Annotated in this window: 27 protein-coding genes; 13 read left to right on the top strand and 14 right to left on the bottom strand. The window is 62.8% G+C overall.

Annotation, left to right across the window (positions count from 1 at the left end; genetic code table 11):
• Positions 1-14: 14 nt before the first annotated feature.
• The 6 genes from rpsP to PVW51_RS16050 form a co-directional block, all read right to left on the bottom strand.
• Positions 15-419 (bottom strand): 30S ribosomal protein S16, encoded by a 405-nt coding sequence (gene rpsP / locus PVW51_RS16075; RefSeq protein WP_269367296.1) that lies wholly within the window; start codon positions 417-419, stop codon positions 15-17.
• 12 nt (positions 420-431) lie between these two features.
• A complete protein-coding gene (locus tag PVW51_RS16070; protein WP_114273698.1) occupies positions 432-734 on the bottom strand; it encodes a chorismate mutase in 303 nt (100 codons plus the stop codon).
• Positions 731-1,261: a GNAT family N-acetyltransferase gene (locus PVW51_RS16065; RefSeq protein ID WP_274576031.1), complete on the bottom strand. Its 531-nt coding sequence runs from the start codon at positions 1,259-1,261 to the stop codon at positions 731-733. The genes PVW51_RS16070 and PVW51_RS16065 overlap by 4 nt, the downstream gene beginning before the upstream one ends.
• Positions 1,258-2,772, bottom strand: a complete 1,515-nt coding sequence (gene ffh / locus PVW51_RS16060) for a signal recognition particle protein (RefSeq protein ID WP_269367298.1) — start codon at positions 2,770-2,772, stop codon at positions 1,258-1,260. The genes PVW51_RS16065 and ffh overlap by 4 nt, the downstream gene beginning before the upstream one ends.
• Positions 2,773-2,966: 194 nt before the next feature.
• Positions 2,967-4,754 carry an SLC13 family permease gene (locus PVW51_RS16055; RefSeq protein WP_269367299.1) on the bottom strand — a complete coding sequence of 596 codons (1,788 nt, stop codon included), beginning with the start codon at positions 4,752-4,754 and terminating at the stop codon, positions 2,967-2,969.
• Between the two features lie 150 nt (positions 4,755-4,904).
• Positions 4,905-5,489 carry an FMN-dependent NADH-azoreductase gene (locus PVW51_RS16050; RefSeq protein WP_269367300.1) on the bottom strand — a complete coding sequence of 195 codons (585 nt, stop codon included), beginning with the start codon at positions 5,487-5,489 and terminating at the stop codon, positions 4,905-4,907.
• 119 nt (positions 5,490-5,608) lie between these two features.
• Between PVW51_RS16050 and PVW51_RS16045 the strand changes: the two genes are divergently transcribed.
• Complete coding sequence (locus PVW51_RS16045) at positions 5,609-6,487, top strand: LysR family transcriptional regulator (protein ID WP_269367301.1); 879 nt, start codon at positions 5,609-5,611, stop codon at positions 6,485-6,487.
• Entirely contained in the window at positions 6,478-7,377 is a 900-nt protein-coding gene (locus PVW51_RS16040) for a DMT family transporter (RefSeq protein WP_274576029.1), read from the top strand. Before PVW51_RS16045 ends, PVW51_RS16040 begins: the two co-directional genes overlap by 10 nt.
• A gap of 239 nt (positions 7,378-7,616) precedes the next feature.
• Here PVW51_RS16040 and PVW51_RS16035 read toward each other — a convergent pair whose 3' ends face one another.
• Both PVW51_RS16035 and PVW51_RS16030 read right to left on the bottom strand, forming a co-directional pair.
• Positions 7,617-7,958: an ArsR/SmtB family transcription factor gene (locus tag PVW51_RS16035; protein ID WP_114273691.1), complete on the bottom strand. Its 342-nt coding sequence runs from the start codon at positions 7,956-7,958 to the stop codon at positions 7,617-7,619.
• A gap of 40 nt (positions 7,959-7,998) precedes the next feature.
• The gene (locus tag PVW51_RS16030) at positions 7,999-8,220 is read right to left on the bottom strand and encodes a hypothetical protein (RefSeq protein ID WP_274576028.1); all 222 of its coding nucleotides are present in this window, start codon (positions 8,218-8,220) and stop codon (positions 7,999-8,001) included.
• Between the two features lie 105 nt (positions 8,221-8,325).
• On the opposite strand from PVW51_RS16030, the gene PVW51_RS16025 reads away from it, so the two are divergent.
• The 6 genes from PVW51_RS16025 to PVW51_RS16000 all read left to right on the top strand — a co-directional run bounded on the left by PVW51_RS16025 (position 8,326) and on the right by PVW51_RS16000 (position 12,009).
• The gene (locus PVW51_RS16025; RefSeq protein ID WP_274576027.1) at positions 8,326-9,237 is read left to right on the top strand and encodes a LysR substrate-binding domain-containing protein; all 912 of its coding nucleotides are present in this window, start codon (positions 8,326-8,328) and stop codon (positions 9,235-9,237) included.
• A 172-nt stretch (positions 9,238-9,409) separates the two neighbouring features.
• Positions 9,410-9,760, top strand: a complete 351-nt coding sequence (locus PVW51_RS16020; protein WP_114273688.1) for an AtpZ/AtpI family protein — start codon at positions 9,410-9,412, stop codon at positions 9,758-9,760.
• Between the two features lies 1 nt (position 9,761).
• Positions 9,762-10,520, top strand: a complete 759-nt coding sequence (locus PVW51_RS16015; protein WP_269367306.1) for a F0F1 ATP synthase subunit A — start codon at positions 9,762-9,764, stop codon at positions 10,518-10,520.
• Positions 10,521-10,575: 55 nt separating this feature from the next.
• A complete protein-coding gene (locus tag PVW51_RS16010; protein WP_011567586.1) occupies positions 10,576-10,800 on the top strand; it encodes a F0F1 ATP synthase subunit C in 225 nt (74 codons plus the stop codon).
• 84 nt (positions 10,801-10,884) lie between these two features.
• Positions 10,885-11,445 carry a F0F1 ATP synthase subunit B' gene (locus PVW51_RS16005; RefSeq protein ID WP_274576022.1) on the top strand — a complete coding sequence of 187 codons (561 nt, stop codon included), beginning with the start codon at positions 10,885-10,887 and terminating at the stop codon, positions 11,443-11,445.
• Positions 11,446-11,448: 3 nt separating this feature from the next.
• Positions 11,449-12,009: a F0F1 ATP synthase subunit B gene (locus tag PVW51_RS16000; protein WP_269367307.1), complete on the top strand. Its 561-nt coding sequence runs from the start codon at positions 11,449-11,451 to the stop codon at positions 12,007-12,009.
• 112 nt (positions 12,010-12,121) lie between these two features.
• On the opposite strand, the gene PVW51_RS15995 is transcribed toward PVW51_RS16000, so the two are convergent.
• Positions 12,122-12,889 carry a FadR/GntR family transcriptional regulator gene (locus PVW51_RS15995; RefSeq protein WP_274576021.1) on the bottom strand — a complete coding sequence of 256 codons (768 nt, stop codon included), beginning with the start codon at positions 12,887-12,889 and terminating at the stop codon, positions 12,122-12,124.
• 127 nt (positions 12,890-13,016) lie between these two features.
• Between PVW51_RS15995 and PVW51_RS15990 the strand changes: the two genes are divergently transcribed.
• From PVW51_RS15990 to PVW51_RS15980, 3 genes are all read left to right on the top strand, one after another.
• Positions 13,017-13,427, top strand: a complete 411-nt coding sequence (locus PVW51_RS15990; RefSeq protein ID WP_274576020.1) for a hypothetical protein — start codon at positions 13,017-13,019, stop codon at positions 13,425-13,427.
• Between the two features lie 119 nt (positions 13,428-13,546).
• On the top strand, positions 13,547-17,002 hold the full coding sequence (gene smc / locus PVW51_RS15985) for a chromosome segregation protein SMC (protein ID WP_274576017.1): 3,456 nt from the start codon (positions 13,547-13,549) through the stop codon (positions 17,000-17,002).
• 89 nt (positions 17,003-17,091) lie between these two features.
• Positions 17,092-17,445: a hypothetical protein gene (locus tag PVW51_RS15980; RefSeq protein ID WP_240312962.1), complete on the top strand. Its 354-nt coding sequence runs from the start codon at positions 17,092-17,094 to the stop codon at positions 17,443-17,445.
• A 435-nt stretch (positions 17,446-17,880) separates the two neighbouring features.
• Here the strand turns inward: PVW51_RS15980 and PVW51_RS15975 are convergent, their stop codons facing one another.
• From PVW51_RS15975 to PVW51_RS15960, 4 genes are read right to left on the bottom strand one after another with little or no spacing between them, the layout of a single operon-like run.
• Entirely contained in the window at positions 17,881-18,276 is a 396-nt protein-coding gene (locus PVW51_RS15975) for a rhodanese-like domain-containing protein (protein WP_274576015.1), read from the bottom strand.
• Positions 18,277-18,292: 16 nt separating this feature from the next.
• The gene (locus PVW51_RS15970) at positions 18,293-19,465 is read right to left on the bottom strand and encodes a lytic murein transglycosylase (RefSeq protein WP_274576014.1); all 1,173 of its coding nucleotides are present in this window, start codon (positions 19,463-19,465) and stop codon (positions 18,293-18,295) included.
• 9 nt (positions 19,466-19,474) lie between these two features.
• A complete protein-coding gene (gene cbiB, locus PVW51_RS15965) occupies positions 19,475-20,386 on the bottom strand; it encodes an adenosylcobinamide-phosphate synthase CbiB (RefSeq protein ID WP_274576013.1) in 912 nt (303 codons plus the stop codon).
• Positions 20,383-21,345, bottom strand: coding sequence for a threonine-phosphate decarboxylase (locus PVW51_RS15960; protein ID WP_274576012.1), 963 nt, complete (start codon positions 21,343-21,345; stop codon positions 20,383-20,385). The genes cbiB and PVW51_RS15960 overlap by 4 nt, the downstream gene beginning before the upstream one ends.
• A 171-nt stretch (positions 21,346-21,516) precedes the next feature.
• On the opposite strand from PVW51_RS15960, the gene PVW51_RS15955 reads away from it, so the two are divergent.
• The gene (locus PVW51_RS15955; RefSeq protein ID WP_269367315.1) at positions 21,517-21,888 is read left to right on the top strand and encodes a hypothetical protein; all 372 of its coding nucleotides are present in this window, start codon (positions 21,517-21,519) and stop codon (positions 21,886-21,888) included.
• A gap of 10 nt (positions 21,889-21,898) precedes the next feature.
• Here PVW51_RS15955 and PVW51_RS15950 read toward each other — a convergent pair whose 3' ends face one another.
• Positions 21,899-22,873: a glutathione S-transferase family protein gene (locus PVW51_RS15950; RefSeq protein ID WP_274576011.1), complete on the bottom strand. Its 975-nt coding sequence runs from the start codon at positions 22,871-22,873 to the stop codon at positions 21,899-21,901.
• Positions 22,874-23,047: 174 nt separating this feature from the next.
• On the opposite strand from PVW51_RS15950, the gene PVW51_RS15945 reads away from it, so the two are divergent.
• Positions 23,048-23,410, top strand: a complete 363-nt coding sequence (locus tag PVW51_RS15945) for a hypothetical protein (RefSeq protein ID WP_274576010.1) — start codon at positions 23,048-23,050, stop codon at positions 23,408-23,410.
• The last annotated feature ends 4 nt before the right edge of the window (positions 23,411-23,414 follow it).

The raw sequence follows: 23,414 nt of genomic DNA, 5'->3' as shown, positions 1-23,414 counted from the left end.
CCGGGCAGGTCGCCTTATTCTTGTGCTGCGGTTTCTTCTGCCGGGGCTTCCTCGGCAGGGGCAGCGGCGGCTTCTGCAGCGGCAGCGGCCTTGGCGGCTTTCTCCTCGACGCGGGCAGCGGCTTTCTTGCCGGGTGTGCCCTTCTTGGGGTTGTTACGCTCGGTCTTGGGCAATGCGCCTGCAGCTTCCAGCATGCGCTTGACGCGGTCGGTCGGCTGGGCGCCCTTGGCGATCCATTCCTTGACCTTCTCGACGTCCATCTGCACGCGGTCTTCGCTGTCCTTGGGCAGCAGCGGGTTATAGGTGCCCAGCTTCTCGATGAAGCGGCCGTCGCGCGGCATGCGGCTGTCGGCGGCTACGATACGGTAGAACGGGCGTTTCTTGGAACCGCCGCGGGCGAGACGAATTTTCATGGCCATTGTGTGTATTCCTTAAGAGTCAGATTGGTGGATTTGGTGGTGCCGAATGACTTCGGCGATGATGAAGTTCAGGAACTTCTTGGCGAATTCGGGGTCGAGGTCGGCCTCTTTCGCCAAATCTTCAAGCCGTGCGATCTGCGTGGCTTCGCGCGCAGGATCAGACGGGGGAAGGTCGTGTTCGGCTTTGAGTTTCCCCACAGCCTGTGTGTGTTTGAACCGCTCGCCCAGTGTATAGACAAGGATGGCGTCCAGCCGGTCGATGCTGGCACGGTGGCCTTTCAGCAGCTCGGCGGCGCGTGTGATGGCGTCGGTCATGCGGCGATCTCCTTCGGTCCGGGGTGCCGGTAAACACCCATCCTGCCGTAGACGGGGTGATGATAGTCGTCCTGCCGGGTGGCTCCCATGGCTTCGGCGACGCGCACGGAGGCGTCGTTGCCCACAGCGATCATGCTGACCACGGTGGTCCAGCCGAGCCTTGCATAAGCGTAGGCGCGTGCAGCGCGGCCCGCTTCGGCGGCGTAGCCCTTGCCGTTGCCGGACCAGATGTACCAGCCGACTTCGGCTTCGGGCCAATCGAGGGGGTTGTGCAGGCCGACGAGGCCGATGGCGGTGTCGTCGTCGCGCGTGGTCACGATCCAGCGCCCATAGCCGCGCATCGTCCAGTGTCCCAGCACCTGGCAGAGGTAACGCCATGTCTCCGCCTCGGTCATCGGGCCGCCCACGAACTGCGAGGCCTCTGTCGCGTAGAACGCGGCGAAGGCAGGCAGGTCGCGCGGTGCCGGGGCACGCAGCGTCAGCCGATCTGTCGTCAGCGTCGGAATAGGGGTGGTTGCAGAGGTCATTTCTTCTTTCCGAAACCGGACAGCCCCGGGGGCAGGCCCATGCCGCCACCACCAAAGGGATTCTGGCCGCCCAGACCGCCGGGCAGCTTGCCGCCCATCGCCTTTGCGGCGGCTTCAAGCTGCTTGGGGTCCATCTGGCTGGGGTCCATGCCAGCGCCACCCTTGCCCATCATGCCCTTCATCGCCTGTTTGAGCATGCCGCCTTTGCCCATCTTGCCCATCTTCTTCATCATGTCGGACATCTGGCGGTGCATCTTCATCAGCTTGTTGAGGTCGGAGACCTCCATGCCGGCGCCCTTGGCGATGCGTTTCTTGCGGCTGGCCTGCAGCAGCGCGGGGTTGGCGCGTTCCTTCTTGGTCATCGACTGAATCAGCGCGATCTGCTGGGTCAGGACCTTATCGTTCATGCCGGCGTCTTCGACCTGTTTGGCCATCTTGCCCATGCCGGGCATCATGCCCATCATGCCCTGCATGCCGCCCATCTTGATCATCTGTTCAAGCTGCATCTTCAGGTCGTTCATGTTGAACTGACCCTTGGCCATGCGCTTCATCATCTTCTCGGCCTGTTCGGCCTCGATGGTTTCCTGCGCTTTCTCGACCAGGGCAACAATGTCGCCCATGCCCAGGATACGGCCCGCGATCCGCTCGGGTTCGAAGGTCTCCAGGGCGTCCATCTTTTCGCCCAGGCCGACGAACTTGATCGGCTTGCCGGTGACGGCGCGCATCGACAGGGCGGCACCGCCGCGGCCGTCGCCGTCCATCCGTGTCAGGACAACGCCGGTGATGCCGATACGGTCGTCAAAGTTCTGGGCGGTGTGCACCGCGTCCTGACCGGTCAGACCATCGACCACCAGCAGGGTTTCGCGCGGGTTGGCGACATTGCGCACCGCTTCGACCTGTTGCATCAGCTCTTCGTCGATGGACAGACGGCCGGCAGTATCCAGCATGTATACGTCATAACCACCCAGCCCCGCCTGTGTCTTGGCGCGTTTGGCGATGGCGACCGGGTCTTCGCCCTTGACGATAGGCAGGGTATCGACGCCGATCTGCACGCCCAGAATGGCAAGCTGTTCCATCGCCGCAGGGCGGTTCACGTCGAGCGAGGCCATCAGGACCTTCTTGCCCTCGCGCTCCTTGAGCCGTTTCGCCAGCTTGGCGGTCGTGGTGGTCTTGCCGCCGCCCTGCAGGCCGACCATCAGGATCGGGGCGGGCGGGTTGTCGATCTTGAGCGCGCCGGGCTCGCCTTCGCCCTTGAGGGTGTCGATCAGCGCGTCATGCACGATCTTGACGACCTGCTGGCCGGGGGTGACGGATTTGGTGACGGCCTGTCCGGTGGCCTGATCCTGCACCGCCTTGACGAAATCGCGCGCCACGGGAAGCGACACGTCGGCTTCCAGCAGGGCGACGCGGACTTCGCGCAGCGCGGTTTTCACATCCTCTTCGGACAGTGCGCCCTGTTTGGTCAGTCGGTCGAAGACGCCGGAGAGGCGTTCGCTGAGGTTCTCGAACATGGGCAAAGCCCCTTATCGTCGGTTGCGGAATACCCCAGATGTAGGGAGGCCGCAGTGAATACACAAATGCCCCCACGGGCGTAACACGCTGGTGGAGGGCGATCCCCGCACAAGGCAGGGACCGGAAGGCGATGCTTCCGGGGATTGCGAGGGCTTTAGGCGCTGGACGGGGCGGAGTCAAGCATGGCGGCGTTTCAGCTGAGCGGGAAGAAGAAAGCGATGGAGAGAACAGCCGCGCCGCCGACAATCAGGTTCATTGGCACGCCGATCAGCAGAAAGTCGCGGAAGTTGTAGTTTCCGGCACCATAGACCAGCGTGTTGGTCTGATAGCCGATTGGCGTGGCAAAGCTTGCCGAGGCACCGAACATCACGGCCACCACCAGCGCGCGGGGGTCGATGCCCAATTGCTGTGCAAGGGTGATGACAATGGGGGTCAGGACCACCGCCACGGCGTTGTTGGTGACAAGCTCCGTCAGAACCGAGGCGGTCAGATAGACCGCCGCCAGCAACAGGACGGGCGGGAGGGTTTCCAGCAGCGGGGTCAGGGTGCCCACGATGGTTTCGACGGCACCGCTGTTTTCAAGCCCCGTGCCGATCACCAGCATCGCAAAGATCAGGATCAGGATGCTCGCGTCGATCGACCCCCAGGCCTCATCATTGTCGATGCAGCGCAGCAGCAGGATCAAAGCCACCGCAAGGATCGACAACAGCGTGATGCTGGCCAGGTTGAGGGCGGCGAGGATCACGACAGCCAGCAATGCGCCGATGGCGATGGGGGCCTGACGCCTCCGGTATGCGCGTCCCGAAGGCCGCGAGACCGAGACGATGGTGCCGCCGCGCGCCAGCGCATCCAGCCCTGCCGCCGTTCCCTGCAAGAGCAGCCTGTCCGCCGAGCGCAGCTTGACCGACCACAGGTCGGGGCCCGGGATATGCCCGTGCCGGTTTGCTCCCAGGATGCGCACGCCATAGTCCGCGCCCAGCCCGGTGACCCCCAGCATGGTCCGGCCCTGTGCCAGACCCGGCGGCACGATGGCCTCCGCGATCAGGGGGTCTTCGTCCTCGCGGGGGCGGCCCGGGCGCCGCAGACCCACGCGCAACCCCGGAATGTCGTGCAATGTCAGCAGTTCCGACGTCGGCAGTGACAGGATCAGCGTGTCGCCTTTTGCCAGTACCGTTTCAGGCAGGTCCGACCGCTGGATGTTGCCGCCCCGGCGCAGCCCGGTGATGCGGATTGCCGTGCGGTTGAATTCGGGCGTGTCGGCAAGCGTCTGGCCGATCATCGGCGCGTCGGGCAGGATGGCAACCTCCGTCAGGAAGGTGGTTTCGGTCAACATGGACACGGCACCCTGGTCGGCACGGTCGGGCAGCAGGAACCGACCGGCCAGCACCATGAAGATCAGGCCGGTGAGGGCCACAACGATGCCCACCGGCGCAATTTCGAAAATGCCAAAGGCGTCGAGGCCATTCTGCCGCGCAACGCCATCCACCAGAAGGTTGGTGGAGGTGCCGATCATGGTGCAGGTGCCGCCCAGGATCGACACATAGGACAGGGGGATCAGCAAGCGGGTCGAAACGATGCCGACCGCATGGCTGAGGCGCAGCACCAGCGGGATCAGGATCAGCACGATCGGGGTGTTGTTGACAAAGGCCGAGGCGACCAGCGCGGCAAGGAAGAAGGTGACCAATGCGAGGGTGGGCCGCGTCCTGGCCCGTTCGACGATGAAACCTGCCATGGCGTCCAGCACCCCGGTGCGCACCAGCGCGCCCGAGACGACGAACATCGCTGCAATCGTGATCGGGGCGGAGTTCGAGAAAACGGCCATCACGTCGTCGGGGCTGACCAGACCCAAGAGGATGAACACGGCCGCGCCAACGACCGCTGTTGTGTCGGGCGGGTATTTTTCGAGGATAAAGGCGATGAACACGCAGGCCAGCAGGCCCAATGCGACAAGATCCTGGGACCCCGCAAACCAATCACTCATCTTCACCCCTTTGTGCGCTGCGGCAGAACCCGTCTGTCAACGCGGCAGGGCGGCGGGTGGTTCCGGCTGGCTGTGACCGGGTGGCAATAAATTGCGCCGGACCGACAGGGGGTGTCGGCCCGGCGTTACTGGCGTTCTTGCTGTTTGGCCTCAGGCGGCGATGGCAAGCCCGTCGACCTGGTCATTTGCCCGGGCGATGGTGCCTTCGGCATCCTTGGCCAGCGCATCTGCTGCGACGATGGTTACATCGGTCATGCCAAGGAAACCCAGAACGAATTTCAGGTATTCGGTGACGAAATCGGCAGGCGACCCTGCCGGCACACCGCCAGAGGCCATGGCGATGATGACGCGCTTGCCCTTGACCAGCCCTTCGGGGCCATTTTCGGTGTAGCGGAATGTGACGCCGACGCGGGCCACAAGGTCAATCCATGCCTTGAGCGATGCGGGCACGCCGAAGTTGTAGACCGGCGCGCCGATCACGATGGTGTCGGCGGCCAGCAGTTCGGCGACCAGCTTGTCGGATTCCTTCAGCGCCTCGACTTGCTCGGGGGCGCGGTCGGCTTCCGGTGTCGCGCGGGCAACGGCCCAGGTGTGGGTGATCTGGGGCAGCGGTTCGAGGGCGAGGTCACGGGTGACGATATCGCTGTCGCCCAGTTTGGCGACGATGCGGTCGGTGAGCTTGCGTGTCACGGAATCTGCGGTATTTGCGGAGGAGTCGATGCGGAGTATGGACATGATATGTTTTCCTGTCTTGCTGTTCTGACATCCTAAATCAGCACTTGCATTTCCAAACACAACTGGCAGAAAATGCACTTGCGTTGTTCAAATTTGCACAAGGCGATGTGAGGGATCGAATGGACAACTGGGACGAGATCAGGACCGCCTTTCATGTGGCCCGGCTGGGCACGGTCAGCGGTGCGGCGGAGATTCTGGGCGTGCATCATGCCACCGTGATCCGGCATATCGACGCGCTTGAGGGGCGGCTTGGGGTCAAGCTGTTCCAGCGTCATGCGCGCGGTTACACCGCGACCGAGGCGGGGGTGGACCTTTTGCGCGTGGCACAGGCCACCGACGATCAGTTCAACCAGCTGGTCGGGCGGATCAAGGGGCAGGGGGCCGATGTGTCGGGCGAGCTTGTCGTGACCTCGCTGGCCAGCCTGTCGCAAAGCGTCGCGCCCATGCTGGTGGCCTTTCAGCGGCAATATCCAAGGGTCATGGTGCGCTATCTGACCGGCGACCGGCTGTTCCGGCTGGAATATGGCGAGGCCCATGTCGCCATCCGCGCGGGCACCGTGCCGGACCAGCCCGACAATGTGGTGCAATCGCTCGCCTCCAGCCGCATCGGGGCCTATGCCAGCCGCGCCTATGTCGATGAATACGGCCTGCCCGAAGGGCCGCAGGACTACGCCAATCACCGGTTCATCGGGCCGGACAATGTCAACAGCCGCGCGCCTTTCTACATCTGGCTGCGCGAAAACATTCCCGCTGAGGCGATCAGCTTTCGCTGCACCGACTCTCATGCCGCCGATGCCGCCCTGCTGGCCGGGGCCGGGATCGGCTTTCTGGATGCGGTGGAAGCTGCCCGTAACCCCGATCTTGTCGAAGTCCACGCGCCGCGCGACGAATGGGCCGGGCCGCTCTGGCTTGTCACCCATGTGGACCTGCACCGCACCACCAAGGTGCAGGCGCTGGTGGCCTTCATCAAGAAACATGTGGGCGAGGCATGGGTTTGAGCCCCGGCGCACAGGGCCATCTGGCGATGCTGGCCTTCTCGGCGCTGGTCGCCGGGTCGTTTTCGCTGGGCGCGCTTGTTGCCAATGACATCGCGCCCACCGCGTTCACCGCGCTTCGTTTCTGGCTCGCGGCGCTTGTTGTCGGGATGCTGGCCTGGCGTCGCGGCTCGCTCTCGCGCTCCAGCTTTGTCGCGCCGTGGCGTTACCTGATGCTGGGAGGGTTCTTTGCCTTCTACTTTGTCCTGATGTTCGAGGGGCTGAAAACCGCGCCGCCGGTCAGCGCGGCGGCGGTGTTCACCCTGGTGCCGGTCATGGCTGCGGCGATTGCCTGGTTCATGTTGCGACAGGTGCTGACCTCCCGGATGGCGCTGGCGCTGGTCATTGGCGGGGTCGGGGCGCTTTGGGTGATTTTCCGCGCAGATCTGGGCGCCCTGATGGCGTTCGACGTGGGGCGGGGCGAGGCGATCTATTTCGCGGGCTGTGTCAGCCATGCGATCTATACGCCGCTGGTCCGCCGCCTGAACCGGGGCGAGGGGCCTGTCACCTTCACTTTCGGGACCTTGCTGGCCGGTGCCGTCTTGCTGCTGGTCTATGCCTGGGGCGACATCGCTGCCACGGACTGGACAGGATTGCCGCCGCTTGTCTGGATCACGCTGGCCTATGTGACCATCTGCGCCACGTCGATCACCGTGGTGCTGCTGTCTTTTGCGACTCTTCGGCTGCCCTCGGCCAAGGTCATGGCCTATACCTACCTGACACCGACCTGGGTGATCGTCTGGGAAATTTTCCTTGGCAACGGGGTGCCGTCGGTGTTCGTGCTGGGGGGTGTCGGGCTGACCATATTGGCGCTGCTGCTCTTGCTGCGGGACGACACGGCAAAGAATATCTGAAAGGCCGGGAACCAAAGCCGCTGATCACGCGTTCGTTATTCAATCTGAATAAAAAGGAGCGTGAACGTGCGCAGCATCATTTATCTCATTGGCCTCGTGGTCGTTGTTCTTGCCATCCTGCGCCTGATCGGCCTGGTCTGAGCGGCCGCGGATGCGTAACCTCATTTACATCGTTGGTCTTGTTGTTGTCGTTCTCGTGATAATCCAACTGGCCTTTTGAAAACACGGCGCGTGAGGGATCACGCGCCTTTTTCATCTGGCGTTGGCAGCTCCGTTTCCAGAAAACGTTCAAACGCGTCCAGATGGATCGGTTCGAACTGGCCAAAGCCCTGCATCCAGGTCGATGCGGCCTTCATCGCTTCGGGTTCCAGTTTGCACCATTTCACCCGCCCCCTCTTTTCCTGAGAGATCAGTCCAGCGCCCGTCAGCACGTTGAGGTGCTTTGAAATCGCGGCCAGCGACATCTCGAACGGTTCCGCCACATCGGTCACGGCCATGTCGTCTTCCAGCAGCATGGCCAGAATCGCGCGGCGTGTGGGATCGGCGAGGGCGGCAAAAACCTGATCGAGTGTGGGTGTCATCCCCTTTCAATAACGAAGCTGCGGGGATTGGGGAAGCGGTTCAGCTGCGGGGATGGTGGCTGTGCTGCGACGGCAGGCGCAGGCGGTGCGGTTCGAGCAACGCCAGGTCGATCCCTGCATCCCGCGCGGCGCGGTCGGTCAGATCGCGCAGATGCGGATGTTTGCGGCGTTGAAACAGGCTGCGCAGTGACTCCAGGATGCGTTTCAAATTTGCACGGGTCTTGCTTGACGTCTGGACCATTGGATATGCGATATAGGCCATCTTTGTGCCTTCCTTGCTTGCTGTTGCAGCTAATTTGCCAAAATCGCCCCGGCCCCACAAAGACAAATGGTTGACGTGAGATGTGCGAAAACTGCACAAGTAAGCATGAGCCGAACATTGCCCCCGCTGAATGCCCTGCGTGCCTTTGAGGCTGCGGGCCGTCACCAGAGCTTTTCCCGCGCGGCGGAAGAGCTGCGGGTCAGCCATTCGTCCATCAGTCGTCATGTCCGGGGGCTGGAGGACCGGCTGGGCGTGCAATTGTTCCGCGATCTGTCGCGGGGTCTTGTGCTGACCGATGACGGTGCTGCCTATCTGGCGCAGGTCTCGCCCGCGCTCGATGCCATCGGCATTGCCACCGAAGGGCTGGCCGAGACGCCGGAGGGAACGATCTCTGTCAATTCGGAACCCCTGTTCGCGACAAAGTTCCTCATACAGCATCTGGCGTCTTTCACCGGCGCGCACCCGGAGGTGAATGTGCGGCTGGAAGCGTCGCGCCACCTGGCGGATGTGGCGCGCTATGAGGCTGACCTTGCCATCCGTTTCGTGCCGCCCGGCGCGCGCTATCCGAATTCGGAGCTGCTGACCAACGCGATGTTGTACCCCTTTGCCGCGCCGGGGCTGCTGCGCACTGCCAAACCCTCTCCGCGTGACCTGCTGAGCTATCCGCTGCTTCGGGACCGGTCGGAGGGCAGCTGGGACAAGTGGTTCGCGTTGGCGGGCGGAGTCGCTCCGGCGGAAGTGCCGGCGTTTACCTGGCGGCTGAGTTCCGTTCTGAGCGTCGAGGCCGCGATTGCCGGTCAGGGCGTCTTGCTGGTGTCCGAAGAGGTGGTCGCGGGGGAGGTGGCGGCGGGGCGGCTGCTGCGCGTTTCCGACATCGGGATTCGCGAAGGGGGGTATCATCTGGTGCGCGGTCATGGGGTCCTGCGCCGCAAGGCCGTGCGCGTTTTCCGTGACTGGTTGTTTGAGCAGACAGCGGCCTGGCGGACACCGGACGAGAATGATCAACCAAAAGGTTGAATATGAAAAGCACCGCAGTTTCGGCGTGCTGGCGGGGGCGTCGTGTCGCGAAGCGATCTCATTCGACCTGTAACGCATTGTAAACGATTGCTTTATTGCCTCTCCGATCTCAGTTGACTCTAACGGCCCTGCCCAGTACCTAACGCCCAAGTCATCCCTTGGGGTATGCGGCATGAGCGATCCGGACCAGCAGCAGCAGCTTGAGCAGCTAGAGGCGCGGATCAAAGCCGTAAAGAAGCGCAGCGCGCCCAAGCCCCGTGCGGATGAACATCACTCTCAGGCACAGCTTGCCTGGCGGATGGTGATCGAACTTGTGGCCGGTCTGGGGATCGGTTTTGGCATCGGATACGGGCTGGATGTGCTGTTTGGTACATTGCCGATCTTCATGGTGCTGTTTGTCATGCTGGGCCTGGCGGCGGGGGTAAAGACGATGCTCCGCTCCGCACAGGAAATCCAGGAAAAGAAGATGGTCGAAATGACCGGGGACGCGTCCGACAAGGACGACAGGAACGAAGGAGCCTGAGATGGCGACAGAGACACACGGTGCAGAAGAAGGCGGTCTGGTCTTTCACCCGATGGATCAATTCATCGTCGAGCCGTTTTTCGGCGAGGGCGCGGTTTCCTGGTACACGGTGACCAACGCGACTTTCTGGATGTTCCTTGCGGTTGTGGCGACCTTTGCGCTGATGGTCCTGGGCAGCTCCAAGCGGGCCATCGTGCCTTCGCGGATGCAGTCGGTGGCAGAGCTGGCTTATGGCTTTGTCTACAAGATGGTCGAGGATATCTGCGGCAAGGAGGGGGTGAAATACTTCCCCTACATCATGACGCTGTTCATGTTCATTGTCTGCGCCAACTTCCTCGGGCTGATCCCGACGTCTTTCACGCCGACATCCCACTTCGCGGTGACGGTTCTGCTGGCCCTGGCCGTGTTCCTGACCGTCACGATCCTGGGCTTCGTCAAGAATGGCGCCAGTTTCCTGGGCCTGTTCTGGGTTGCTTCCGCGCCGCTGGCGCTGCGCCCGATCCTGGCGATTATCGAACTGATTTCCTACTTCGTCCGCCCGGTCAGCCACTCCATTCGTCTGGCAGGCAACGTCATGGCGGGCCACGCGGTGATCAAGGTTTTCGCAGGGTTTGCCGCGATCACCATCATCAGCCCCGTCTCCGTGGTGGCGATCACCGCGATGTACGGGCTTGAGGTTCTGGTGTCCTTTATCCAGGCCTATGTTTTCACGATCCTGACGTGTGTCTACCTCAAGGACGCGCTTCACCCGCATCACTAAGATTACGGCGGGCTTGCCCGCCACCTCTCAACTTCCAATCGTAAGGAGAATTCACATGGAAGGCGAACTCGCACACATCGGCGCAGGTCTGGCAGCAATCGGTTCCGGCGCAGCCGCAATCGGGGTTGGCAACGTTGCAGGCAACTACCTGGCTGGCGCATTGCGCAATCCTTCGGCTGCTGCATCGCAGACAGCAACCCTGTTCATCGGCATCGCGTTCGCAGAAGCGCTGGGCATCTTTGCCTTCCTCGTCGCGCTGCTGCTGATGTTCGCCGTTTAACTTCCAGGTTACGACATCCTTACGAACGGGCGGGTGTGTTGACATCCGCCCAAGCGTATAGGCCAAGTTTCCAAGGAGGCCCTGATGGCAACTGAAACACATAGCGATGGCCTTGCCGACGCCATTGGCGTCGATATGGCGGAACACGCAAGCACACCCGGCATGCCGCAGCTGGATTTCTCCACCTGGGGAAACCAGATTTTCTGGCTGGTGCTGGCGCTGATCGCGACCTACCTGATCCTGTCCCGCGTGGCGCTGCCGCGCATCGGCGCGGTTCTGTCGGAACGGCAGGGCACGATCACAAACGATATCGCCGCTGCCGAGGATCTCAAGGCCAAGGCCCTGGAAGCGGAAGAGGCCTATAACAAGGCGCTTGTCGATGCCCGCGCCGAGGCGCAGCGCATCATCGCAGAAGCCAAGGCCGACATGCAGGCGGATCTCAATGCCGCCATGGCCAAGGCAGACGAAGAGATCGCGGCCAAGACCGCCGAATCCGAAAAAGCCATCGCGGAAATCCGCGAAGGGGCGTTGGAGAACGTGGAGAAAGTCGCCAAGGACACCACAAAAGAGATCGTGGCAGCCATGGGTGGCAAGGCGGATGCAAAGACTGTCAATGCGGCCGTTGCATCCCGGATGAAAGGATAAACCATGCGTTTGACCCTGACCGCCCTCATCGCCGCTCTTGCCGCGTCACCGGCGCTTGCTGCGGGCGACGTGTTCTTTTCGCTGGGGAACACCGACTTCGTGGTGCTTCTGGCGTTCATCCTGTTCATTGCCGTGCTGTTCTATTTCAAGGTGCCCGGCATGATCGGCGTGATGCTGGACAAACGTGCCGCGGACATCCGGACCGAGCTGGAAGAAGCCCGCGCCCTGCGCGAAGAAGCACAGACCCTGCTGGCAAGCTACGAGCGCAAGCAGAAGGAAGTGCAGGAACAGGCCGACCGCATCGTTGCAACCGCCAAGGAAGAAGCGCAGCGTTCAGCCGGACAGGCGCGTGAAGAGCTGGCCAAATCGGTTGAGCGTCGTCTTGCGGCTGCGGAAGACCAGATCGGTTCCGCCCAGGCGGCAGCGATCAAGGCAGTCCGCGATCAGGCCGTGACGATTGCGATTGCTGCGGCACGCGATGTCATCGCCAAGCAGATGTCGGCAGCAGAAGGCAACAAGCTGATCGACGATGCAATTACGCAGGTCGACGCCAAGCTGCACTGATCGGCGTTTCCAGAAACGTTTGAAAGCTCCGGCCCCGCCGGGGCTTTTTTCGTTCCGGAGGTAACATCCCGGCGAAACCCGTGAGGAGCGTGCGCCCCCTGGGACTTGCGGGTTATCCCTGCGTTTCGTGCTGCAACCGCTGGCGTGCGATGCTTTCGTTCCGGTCGGCCTTTTTCTGGTTGGTCAGCGCATCCTCGACATAATCAAGATGCGCTTCGACCGCCGCCCGCGCCTGTGTTGCATCCCTTCCCTGCAGCGCATCGTTGATGGCGCGGTGCTGGTCCAGCAGGGCGGCGCGGGTTGTGCGTTGCTTGAACATCACCTGCCGGTTGTAGAACACACCGCCGCGCAGCAGCTCGTACATCGAGCGCATCATGTGCAGCATGACCACGTTATGGCTGGCTTCGATGATGGCCATGTGGAACTGCGCGTCCAGCTGCGCCTCTTCATCGCCGTTGCGCTTGCCGTGGGCGGCTTCCATCTTGTCATAAACCGCCTGCACCACGGCCAAGTCGGTGTCCGACCCATGGGTGGCGGCACGTTCCGCTGCCAGCCCTTCCATGTCGCGCCGGAACGACAGATAGTCAAAGACAGCCTCGTCATGGCGCGCGAACAATTCCACCAGCGCGGGCGCGAAGGCGCTGCCAAGGACGTCAGCCACATAGACCCCGGCACCAGCCTTGGCGCTGAGCAGACCGGCCGCCTGCAGCGCACCGATGGCATCGCGCAGCGACGGGCGGGAGACGTTCAGACGCTCGGCCAGTTCACGTTCCGGCGGCAGCCGCTCTCCCGGACGCAGGATGCCGCGCAGGATCAGTTTCTCGATCTGGCGGATCACGGCTTGGGACAGTTTCTCGGGGGTGACGGGTTGGAATGGCATGGGCTTTCCCTTGAATTGGTCAAATCATATGACCAGAGCGCCCCTGCCGCAAATGCATTATGGCGGTTTGGTCTCGCGGGCCCCTGGGGGAAAGGATTTGTTAACCCTTCCGCCCTCCACTGGTGTCATGAGATCCCTGTTTGCTGTTTGTGCCGCGGTATTCCTGATTGCCTGCAATACCCCGTCGCCTGAATTTCGCGGGGTCGCCCCGACGCGTGTGACCGTTCAGGGCTCCACCTTCGATGTCAGGGTGCGGGGTGGCAGGGCCGAGGCCATTCGCGTCAACGCGCAATATGCGCCGAGGTTCGGACCGATCCAGTCGCGCGCCGGCACGGCGATTGCGATGGTGAGCGGTTGCGAGGTGGTGGAAGTGACCGGCGACCAGGCCCAGGCCTTTGCACGGCTGGATTGCGGCAACGGTCCGCCACCGAAAAGCCGCAGGTCGATGCCATGGGAAATCGAATGTCTTCCGGTGCCGGGCAGCGAAATCGAGATCGCCGGCGAGGTTTCGCTCGACCTGGACTGCGCGGCCTTCTGAAACCGCAATATCTTGTGGATAAGTCGCCCATGCCCCCTTGTTCTGGTGTGTTGCGGTTGACAGGATGGCCTTTCGGACCGCATTTTCCATGGATGACTGAATCATCGGGGCCATTCTAGGTGCGCTTTTCCAAACTCAGGCTGACGGGCTTCAAGAGCTTTGTCGATCCGACGGATCTGATCATCGCCGATGGTCTGACCGGGGTGGTGGGTCCGAATGGCTGTGGCAAATCGAACCTGCTGGAAGCGCTGCGCTGGGTGATGGGTGAAAACCGCCCCACCGCGATGCGCGGCGGTGGCATGGAAGACGTGATCTTTGCAGGTGCTGCAACCCGGCCTGCCCGCAACTTTGCCGAAGTGGCCCTGCATATCGACAATTCGGAACGTCTGGCCCCGGCGGGTTTCAACGATCACGACGCGCTTGAGATTGTCCGCCGGATCACCCGCGATGTGGGCAGCGCCTATAAGGCGGCGGGCAAGGACGTGCGCGCGCGCGATGTGCAGATGCTGTTTGCCGATGCCTCGACAGGGGCGCACAGCCCTGCGCTGGTGCGGCAGGGCCAGATCAGCGAGTTGATCAACGCCAAGCCCAAGAACCGCCGCCGGATCCTTGAGGAAGCGGCCGGTATTTCCGGTCTGTACCAGCGGCGTCACGAGGCGGAACTGAAGCTGAACGGTGCCGAGGCGAACCTGGCGCGGGTCGACGACGTGATCGAACAACTGGCCACCCAGCTTGCGCAGCTTGCGCGGCAGGCCCGCCAGGCGGCGCGCTATCGCGAGATCGGCGATCAGCTGCGCAGGACCGAGGGGATGCTGCTGTATCGGCGCTGGCGCGAGGCGGATGATGCCCGCGCGAAGGCGGAAGATGACCTGCGGGCGCGTGTGACGGCAGCAGCACAGGCCCAGAGCATTGTCCAGCAGGCGATCAAGGCACGCAGCACGGCGGAAGAAGCCCTGCCGCCCCTGCGCGAGGAAGAAGCCATTGCCGCCGCCGTTCTGCAACGTCTGGTCGTGCAGCGCGATACCCTTGCGGATCAGGAGGCCCGGGCGCAGACCGCGATCGAGACCTTGACGAACCGGATCGCGCAACTGACGCGCGACATCGAACGCGAAGGCGGGTTGAACCGTGATGCGGGCGAAACCATCGAGCGGCTGGAATGGGAGCAGCGCGAGCTGGCCAAGGCGAGCGAAGGGCACGAGACCGCGCTGGAACGCGCGTCAGAAGCGGCACGCGAGGCCGCGACAGTGCTGCAGGCGCGCGAGGGTGATCTGTCGCAACTGACCGAAGACGTGGCCCGTCTGGCCGCGCGGCACGGATCGGCCGAGCGCCTGCTGGAGGACAGCCGCAAGACGCAGGCAAAGTCGGAAGCCGAGGCGTTGAAGGCACAGGAAGCGGTCACCCAAAGCCGTGCCGCGCTGGCCAAGGCGGCAGAGGATTTCGATGCGGCCAAAGCTGCCGAGACAGAGGCGGTGGCCGCGGCGGCATCGGCGGATGAGGCCCTGCACCAGGCCGAGGAAGCACGCGCCGAAACGCAGGGCCGCGAGGCTGACGCGCGGGCCGAACGCTCCGAGGCTGAGGGCGAGATGAACGCGCTCAGGGCCGAAACCGGCGCGCTGGCAAAGCTGTTGGAGCGTGACACCGCGGAAGGCGGCCAGATCCTCGACCGTTTGCAGGTCGAACATGGCTTTGAAAAGGCCTTGGGTGCGGCGCTTGCTGACGATCTGCGTGCGCCGGAAGTCGACAGCGACGGCCCGTCGGGTTGGGCGATCCTGCCTGCCTATGACACGGATCAACCCCTGCCCGCAGGGGTCACGCCCCTGACGCAGCATGTGTCGGTGCCGGATGTGCTGGCCCGGCGGATGGGGCAGATTGGTCTGGTGGACCCGGATGAAGGCCCGGCATTGCAGGCGGCACTGCTGCCGGGGCAGCGGCTGGTTTCCCTGGAGGGGGATTTGTGGCGCTGGGACGGCTACCGCGCCTGGGCCGAGGATGCGCCATCTGCTGCGGCGCTTCGGTTGCAGCAGTTGAACCGCCTGGAGGTTTTGAAACAATCGCTGGAGCAGGCCAGCCAGCGCGCCGAGGGTGCCCGGGCTGCGCATGAGACCCTGACCCGTCTCATGGTGGAACAGACCGAGGCAGACAAGCGGGCACGCGAAGCCCGCAGGCAGGCGGACCGCATGGTTGCGGACGCCGGACGCGCGCTGAGCCGGTCCGAGGCGGATCGCAACCTTGCCGAAGGGCGGCTCGAAAGCCTTGGGCTGGCCGTCAAGCGCCACGAGGATGAGGCGATGGCCGCCCGTGGCCGGGTGCTGGAGGCCGAGCGGGCCCTGGCGGAACTGGGCGATCTCGCGCAGGCCCGTGCAGCTGTGGACGATATCCGCATGACCGTTGAGGCAGCCCGCATCACCATGATGTCGCGTCGTTCCGCACATGACGAGTTGCGCCGCGAGGGCGAGGCCCGGTTGAAGCGGTCGCAGGAGGTCGTCAAGGAGCTGAGCGGCTGGAAACACCGCCTTGAGACGGCTGAAAAGCGGACTGCGGAACTGGTGGAGCGCAAGACGGCCTCCGAAAGTGAATTGAAGGACGCCAGCGCGGCACCGGCCGAACTGGCCGCCAGGCGCGAAGAATTGAGCAGTGAGATTGCCAGGGCCGAAGCGCGGCGCGGCACGGCCGCCGATGCGCTGTCAAAGGCGGAAAGCGCGCTGCGCGAGGCGGCTGTGGCGGAGCGGGAAGCAGAGCGGGAGGCCTCCGAAGCGCGCGAGGCCCGCGCAGGCTCCGAAGCACGCGCCGAGGCGGCCCGCGAAAGCGTGACCGCAGCGGCGGAGCGGATTGCCGAGGACAGCCAGCTGACCCCGAACCAATTGCTGACACGTCTGGACACCAACCCGGACCAGATGCCCGGTGCCGATGCGCTGGAAGCTGACGTGAACCGGCTGAAACGCCAGCGTGACGCGCTGGGGGCGGTGAACCTGCGCGCCGAAGAAGACGCAAAGGACGTTCAGCAAGAGCATGATTCACTGATTGCGGAGAAGAACGACCTCGAAGAGGCGATCAAGACCCTGCGTTCGGGCATTGCCAGCCTGAACCGGGAGGGGCGGGAGCGTCTGCTGACGGCCTTCGAGCAGGTGAACTCCAACTTCTCCATGCTGTTCCGACATCTGTTCGGCGGGGGGGAGGCCAACCTGGTGATGGTCGAATCCGACGACCCGCTTGAGGCCGGGCTTGAGATCATGTGCCAGCCGCCGGGCAAGAAGCTGAGCACGCTCAGCCTGCTCAGCGGGGGTGAGCAGACGCTGACGGCGATGGCGTTGATCTTTGCCGTGTTCCTGGCAAATCCGGCCCCGATCTGCGTGCTGGACGAAGTCGATGCGCCGCTGGACGATGCCAATGTCACGCGCTTTTGCGACCTGCTGGACGAGATGTGCCGCCAGACAGACACGCGTTTTCTGATCATTACCCACCATGCGGTCACCATGGCACGCATGGACCGGCTGTTCGGTGTCACCATGGCCGAACAGGGGGTCAGTCAGCTGGTCTCCGTGGATCTGAAAAAGGCCGAAACGCTGGTGGCCTGATAAATGTTGGCCTGAGAAAACGCCCCGAACGTAACATCGACGTGTTTTGCGTGATGGTGTTTTGACGCGGGGCAGTTGGCGCGTTACCCATGTTCATGCGTTTCCTGATCCCTCTGCTGCTGGCCGCGGCACCTGCAACTGCCGATCCCTATGCCGTTCTGGCGGGGGATACCGTTCTGGCCGCTGCCGAAGTCCATGCGCTGATCGACGGGCAGACACTGACCTATCATGATGACGGTCAGTCGCGCTATTTTGTCGGCGGCGCCTACAGCTATTCCTATGCGGGCGGGGCAACGGCCTATGGGGTCTATGATATCGGCGCCGATGGCACGGTCTGCGTGGCCTTCCACAACGGGCGCAATCGTTGCGACCGCTTTGCATGGCGCGACGGCGGCGTCGTCTTGCTGACGCAGAAGGGCGACCGCTTTCCGGTGCGCCGATGATGGTTAACCGTTCCTGAACATTCTGTCCGCACCATGCCCCGGCCGCGACCCATCGCGGTGGAAGGAGGTGATGAGGCTGGAAGAGCAATCGTTTCGAAAATGGATGGTCCTGATTGGTGTGGCTACACTGATCGTCGCGATCATCCGGCTCTGGCTCGGGGTTTGATACCCTGAAAAAGAGTGACCCCGAAGAGTAGACGCTCTGCGGGGTCTGTAGTTCAGGTGAAGAAGCTGGACTACAACTTCGTTTCGATCTTCAGAATATAAGTCAAAGCTAAACAAAATGCAAACATGCGCCTTGTCCGGCGATACCGGTTCCGGCCGGGAAACTGACTAAAGCGTTTCGGGACAAACTTGAAACATCCCACATCACTTTTCGCGTTCGACCGAAGGGAGAGGCAGCGAACAAGTGATTCAGGTATGTTCCGAAGCGCTCTAGTGATCGCCCTTCTTTTCCACCGGGCCACCGGCCTTTTCCCAGCCGCCGAAACCGTCCCGCAGGTGGGCTGCCTCAAAGCCCATCTCCTGCAGGGTGGCGACCGAAATGGCGGAGCGCCAGCCGGAGGCGCAATGGAAGACGAATTTCTTGTCCTGGGCAAAGACATCCTTGAAATAGGGGCTTTCGGGATCGACCCAGAATTCCAGCATGCCACGCGGGCAATGAAATGCGCCGGGGATGAAACCGCTGCGATCACGTTCGCGCGGGTCGCGCAGATCGACGAACTGGACATCGGGGTCTTTCAGCAGGGCGATGGCCGCCTCGCTGTCAATCTCCTCGATCTTGGCGCGGGCATCGGCAACCATCTGGGCGGATGTTTTCTTCAGAGGCATGTGGTTTCTCCTGGGTTCAAAGTTGCGATAGCAGTTCGGGCGTTGGCCATCCGTCGACTGTCAGGCCCAGCCGCACCTGTTCCGCGCGCACGGCGGCGCGGGTGTCCGCGCCAAGGATGCCGTCAACGCCACCGACATCATGACCGCGCGCTTCCAGTTTGGTTTGCAGGGCCTTCATCTGGGTGCCGTCCAGCCCGGTCCGGGGGCTGCCTGCGTCAAAGACCTGCGCACCCTGAAGCCTGGTGGCGAAATAGGCGGCGGTCATGACGTAGGTAAAGCTCTGGTTCCAGTCGAAATAGACCCGGAAATTGGGATAGGCCAGAAAGGCCGGGCCATCCTTGCCCTGCGGCAGCAGGACCGATCCTGTCAGCCCCTCTGCCAGCGGGCCGTTGCGGGGCTGCACCCCAAGCGATTGCCATTCGGACACCGGTTTCGTCGTCTCCAGGCCGGTCAGGGACCAGTCGAAATCCGATGGCATGACAACTTCGGCAAGCCAGGGCTCACCGGCGCGCCAGCCGAGGCTTTGCAGCATCCTGGCCCCGGACAGCAGCGCATCGGGGGCCGATGTCTTGAGCGAAACGACACCGTCGCCATCACCGTCCACGCCGTTCTCCAGAATATCGCGGGGCAGCATCTGGACCATGCCGATTTCCCCGGCCCATGCACCGGTGGTCCGGCGTGGATCGAACCCGCCCTGGGCAGAGAGCGTCACCGCAGCCAGCACCTGGGGGCGGAACAATTGCGGACGGCGGCAATCATGTGCCAGTGTGACCAGGGCATTGGCCGTGTTGAAATCTCCCTGGAATGCGCCGTAATCCGTCTCGAAGGCCCAAAAGGCCAGCAGGACGCCACGGTCAACGCCATATTCGGTCTCTACCCGGTCAAAGATTGCATCGTATTTCTGGGCGTTGGCCCGGCCCCGGCGCAGGCGATCTTCGGAGATCAGGCGGCGCGCGAAATCCACGAACGGGATCTGGAAGACACCCTGTTTGCGGTCTGCTGCCAGCACTGCCGGGTCCTGCCGGATGCCGTCAAAGAAAGCATCAGCCGTCGCGGGTTCTATGCCATTTGCAATTGCTTCGGTCTTCAGCTCGGAGACGAAGTTTGCAAAATTACCGCCGCAGGGCGTGTCGGCCAGGACGGGCTGGGCCAGGAGTGTCAGGGCAAGCGTACAAATAAGTCGGCGCATGAAAATCCTTCAGGACGAAATCAGTATCAATATCGCACACAGGCCCAGCATCACGCCCCAGGCCTGCCACAACCGGCGGATCGCCGCGTCCACGTCAGCGGCAGCCAGGGTGCGCCTTCCGGCGGGATGGACCCATGCAAAGTTCTGCATCGCGCCATCATATGCCCGTGGCCCGGCCAAGGCCACACCAAGCGCGCGGGCCATGGCGGCTTCGGGCCAGCCGGCATTCGGGGATCGGTGCAGGCGGGCGTCACCGGCGATGGCGCGCCAGTCGTTGATCACGCCGGAGGGCAGGGCGATCAGCAATGCGGTCAGGCGCGCCGGGATCAGGTTCAGCAGATCGTCAAGCCGTGCAGATGCCCAGCCAAAATCCTTGTGGCGCGGGGTACGATAGCCGATCATGCTGTCGGCGGTGTTGACAACCTTGTAGACCAGAATGCCCGGAAGCCCGCCGATCAGAAACCAGAAGGCCGGGGCGATGACCCCGTCGCTCAGGTTTTCGGATGCGCTTTCGATGGCAGAGCGGGCGACGGCAGAGGGCGACATATCGGCGGTGTCGCGGCTGACGATCATCGCAACCGCGCGGCGGCCTGCAGGCAGGGACAGCCGCAGGCCATCGGCAACCGCATTCGTATGTGCGACAAGGGAGCGTTGCGCCAGCAGGATCGCCACCACCAGCACCTCTACCACCGGTCCCAGCAGGCTGAGGATCTGCCCCGTTACCGCTGCGGCGACCACAAGGCCGGCGATGGCTGCAAGGCCCTTTGCCCTGCGCGCCTGGCCCGTGTTCAGTTTATCGTCGCACCAGGCAACCGCACGGCCCATGAGGACGGCGGGATGAGGCACACGCCGCCAGAGCCATTCGGGTTCGCCCAATGCGGCGTCCAGAAGCATCGCCAGGAAAAGCAGAACTGCGGTCATGCCAGCGCCCGCTCAAGCCTTTGCCAGGCATCCGGTGCAGGCAGGCCCAGCCGGAGCCAGCGCGCGTTATAGGGGAACACCCGGCTCCATATCCGATGGGAGGCCAGCCGCATCTGCCAGTCGGTGGCATTGGCGACATCGTAAAGCCGGAAGAGCGTCGTGCCACCAATGGCCTCCGCCCCGGCGTTGAGCATCAGCTGATCCAGCCGCGCCGCATCGCTTTGCAGGCGTTCGCGTGTCTTGTCGGCCCAGGCCTGATCCTCAAGCGCAAGCGCGCCGATCCGCAGCGCCGGACCGGATACCGCCCAGGGTCCGAGCCCGGCAGACAATTGGTGAACGAGTGCGGGATCGCCGATGACAAATCCCAGCCGCAGACCCGCCAGACCCCAGAATTTGCCAAAGCTCTTGAGGATCAGCGTGCCGGGCCGGGTGGCCTGATCCATCAGGGTTGCTTCTGGGGTGACGTCGCAAAAGCTTTCGTCGATGACGCGCAATGCACCGTCCAGATCACCGGCCTGCCAGATGCGCCCGTCCGGGTTGTTCGGATTGACCAGCACAGAGGCGCTGCCTGCCTGCGCCCCCACCTGCCAGCCAGCCGCTGCAAACCCGGCGGCATGTTCGTTATAGGTAGGTTCGGGGATGCGCACCCGGTCCGCCGCAGCAAGCAGGGGAATGCGCGCAATGGCTGCCGAGGCCCCGGGGACGGCGCAGATCGCTGCCCCCTTCGGTACATTCCAGAAGTGCCGGGCCGCGGTCTCAAGCCGGAGGCGGGCGTTTTCGTCGGGCAGGTCGGTCCAGTCCGAGGCGGGCAGATCAGGCACGTCATAGGGCAGGGGGTTTATCCCGGTTGAAAGGTCCAGCCAGCTGTCGCGCGTGCCGCCAAAACGCCGGGCGGCGGCGTCAACACCGCCCCCATGATCACGCTTTGCTGATTTTGGCGCTACTTGATCGACTGACATTTTCGCCTAAACTTCCCCCACTCTGCGTTGTCAAAGCTGAAAAAATCGTGATCTTCAAGGAAAGTCTGAATCGTTAATCAATTTCACCGCTTTTTAACCATTTGTTAACCTATCGGGCAGACCACCGTTATTCAGGCCATGGTGCGCCCCGCTGCCGGACGAGGACCCCATATGAAAGTGCTGATCGTCGAAAGCTGTGCTGAGCTGGGTCAGCTTTGGAAGCGGCATCTTGAGCGGCACGGGATGGACGTGGTTCTGCGCCATACACAGGACGATGCGGTCAGCTACCTGTCAGAGAATGAGCCCCAGATCATCATCCTGAACCTTGTGCTGGCTGACGGTGCCGCGCTGGCGGTTGCGGATTTCGCCAATTACAGGATGCCGAAAGCGCAGGTGATCTTTGTCTCCAACACCTCGTTCTTTTCGGATGGGTCGATATTTGCCCATGTCGCGAATGCCCGTGCCCTTGTTCCCACGGGGACCGAGCCGGAGGACCTTGCCGCGATGGTGCAGCATTATGGCCGGGAAGTGGACAGCGCCTGACCCGCCCTGATCAGCCGCGTCCGTGCGGCGCGTCAAAGTCCGGCTGCGGGTTGATCGGGATGATCCGGTAGGGATTTATCGACTCGTGGCTGTAGTGGTAGTGGCGCACGATGTGATCGAAGTTCACCGTGTCCGACACGCCGGGCCATTGGTACAGCTCACGGGTGTAGGCCCAGAGGTTTGGGTAATCGGTGATGCGGCTGCGGTTGCACTTGAAATGCGTGTGATAGACCTTGTCAAAGCGCAGCAGCGTCGGCAGCAGGCGCCAATCGGCTTCGGTCACCCGATCCCCTGTCAGGTAGCGGTTGGTCGACAGGATATCCTCAAGCCAGTCCAGGGTGTCGAACAGCGGATAGACAGCCTCTTCGTAGGCCTCCTGCGTGGTGGCAAAGCCCGACCGATAGACGCCGTTGTTGAAGGTGTCGTAGATGCGGGCGTTCAGCTCCTCGATCCGGGCCTGCAGCGGCTCCGGGTAATAGTTGTCGGTATTGCCGGTGACCCCGTTGAACGCGCTGTTGAACATGCGGATGATCTCTGCGCTTTCGTTGGAGACGATCGTGCCCTGCGATTTGTCCCACAGGATCGGCACGGTCACGCGGCCGCTGAACCTGGGGTCTGCGCGGATGTAGATGTCGCGCGCATAGGGCAGGCCGAACAGGGTGTCGCCGGTGGCACCGGGGAAATCGGTGTCAAAGGTCCAGCCCTCGCCCAGCATATCGGGGTGGACGGCGGAAATACTGATGTGATCGGCCAGGCCCTTGATCTGGCGGAAGATCAGGGTGCGGTGTGCCCAGGGGCAGGCAAAGCTGACATAGAGGTGATACCGGCCCGATTCGGCTGCAAAACCGCCGGTGCCGGATGGTCCGGGGGTGCCATCGGAGGTGATCCAGTTGCGAAACTGCGCGGCGGAACGTTCGAATTTGCCGCCTGTCTTGCTGGTGTCATACCATTTGTCGTGCCAAACGCCGTCGATCAGAAGGCCCATGTTGTTCTCCCCTTTTCAGTCCAAACCATATCTAGAGCGGTTGGAGGCTTGCGCACAGGAATCCCCGCGCGCAGCACATCTGCAACCTTGCACAGATGATCCCCGTAATGAAATATTCACTTGATTTTGTTTGGCTTTCGCCCAGTTTGATTAATCAGTTGGGTGGGGGATTTCATGGAAACGGTATTCTCGAAAGAGGTTCAGGCAGGCCTTGATGCGGCCCGCATGGCGAGCCTGAGACGCGCGTCCCGGTTGCGGATCGACGTGGGCGGGGTGACCTATCCGATTTTGCGGATGTGGAAATCGGGTTTTGCCGTGGACGCTCAGGATGCGCCAAAACTGCGCGGGCTGGTCGATATTTTCGACGGGTCCAAGCATCTGTTCCAATGCCTGATTGTCGCCACGGAAGAGGTTGTTCCGGGTGAGATGCATTATGAATTCAAGCGCGCCACACCCGTGGCGGACCATGCCGCACTTGACTTTGAAAGGGCGGACAACGCGCCCGCCGGGCTGATTACCGACAGGCGCAGGGGCTGAACGC

Origin of the sequence: Sulfitobacter sp. PR48, assembly GCF_028807335.1 — a bacterium.
Taxonomy (GTDB): Bacteria; Pseudomonadota; Alphaproteobacteria; order Rhodobacterales; family Rhodobacteraceae; genus Sulfitobacter.
The sequence above is the reverse complement of the archived record's forward strand: the minus strand, read 5'-3'. Positions and strand labels throughout refer to the sequence as shown.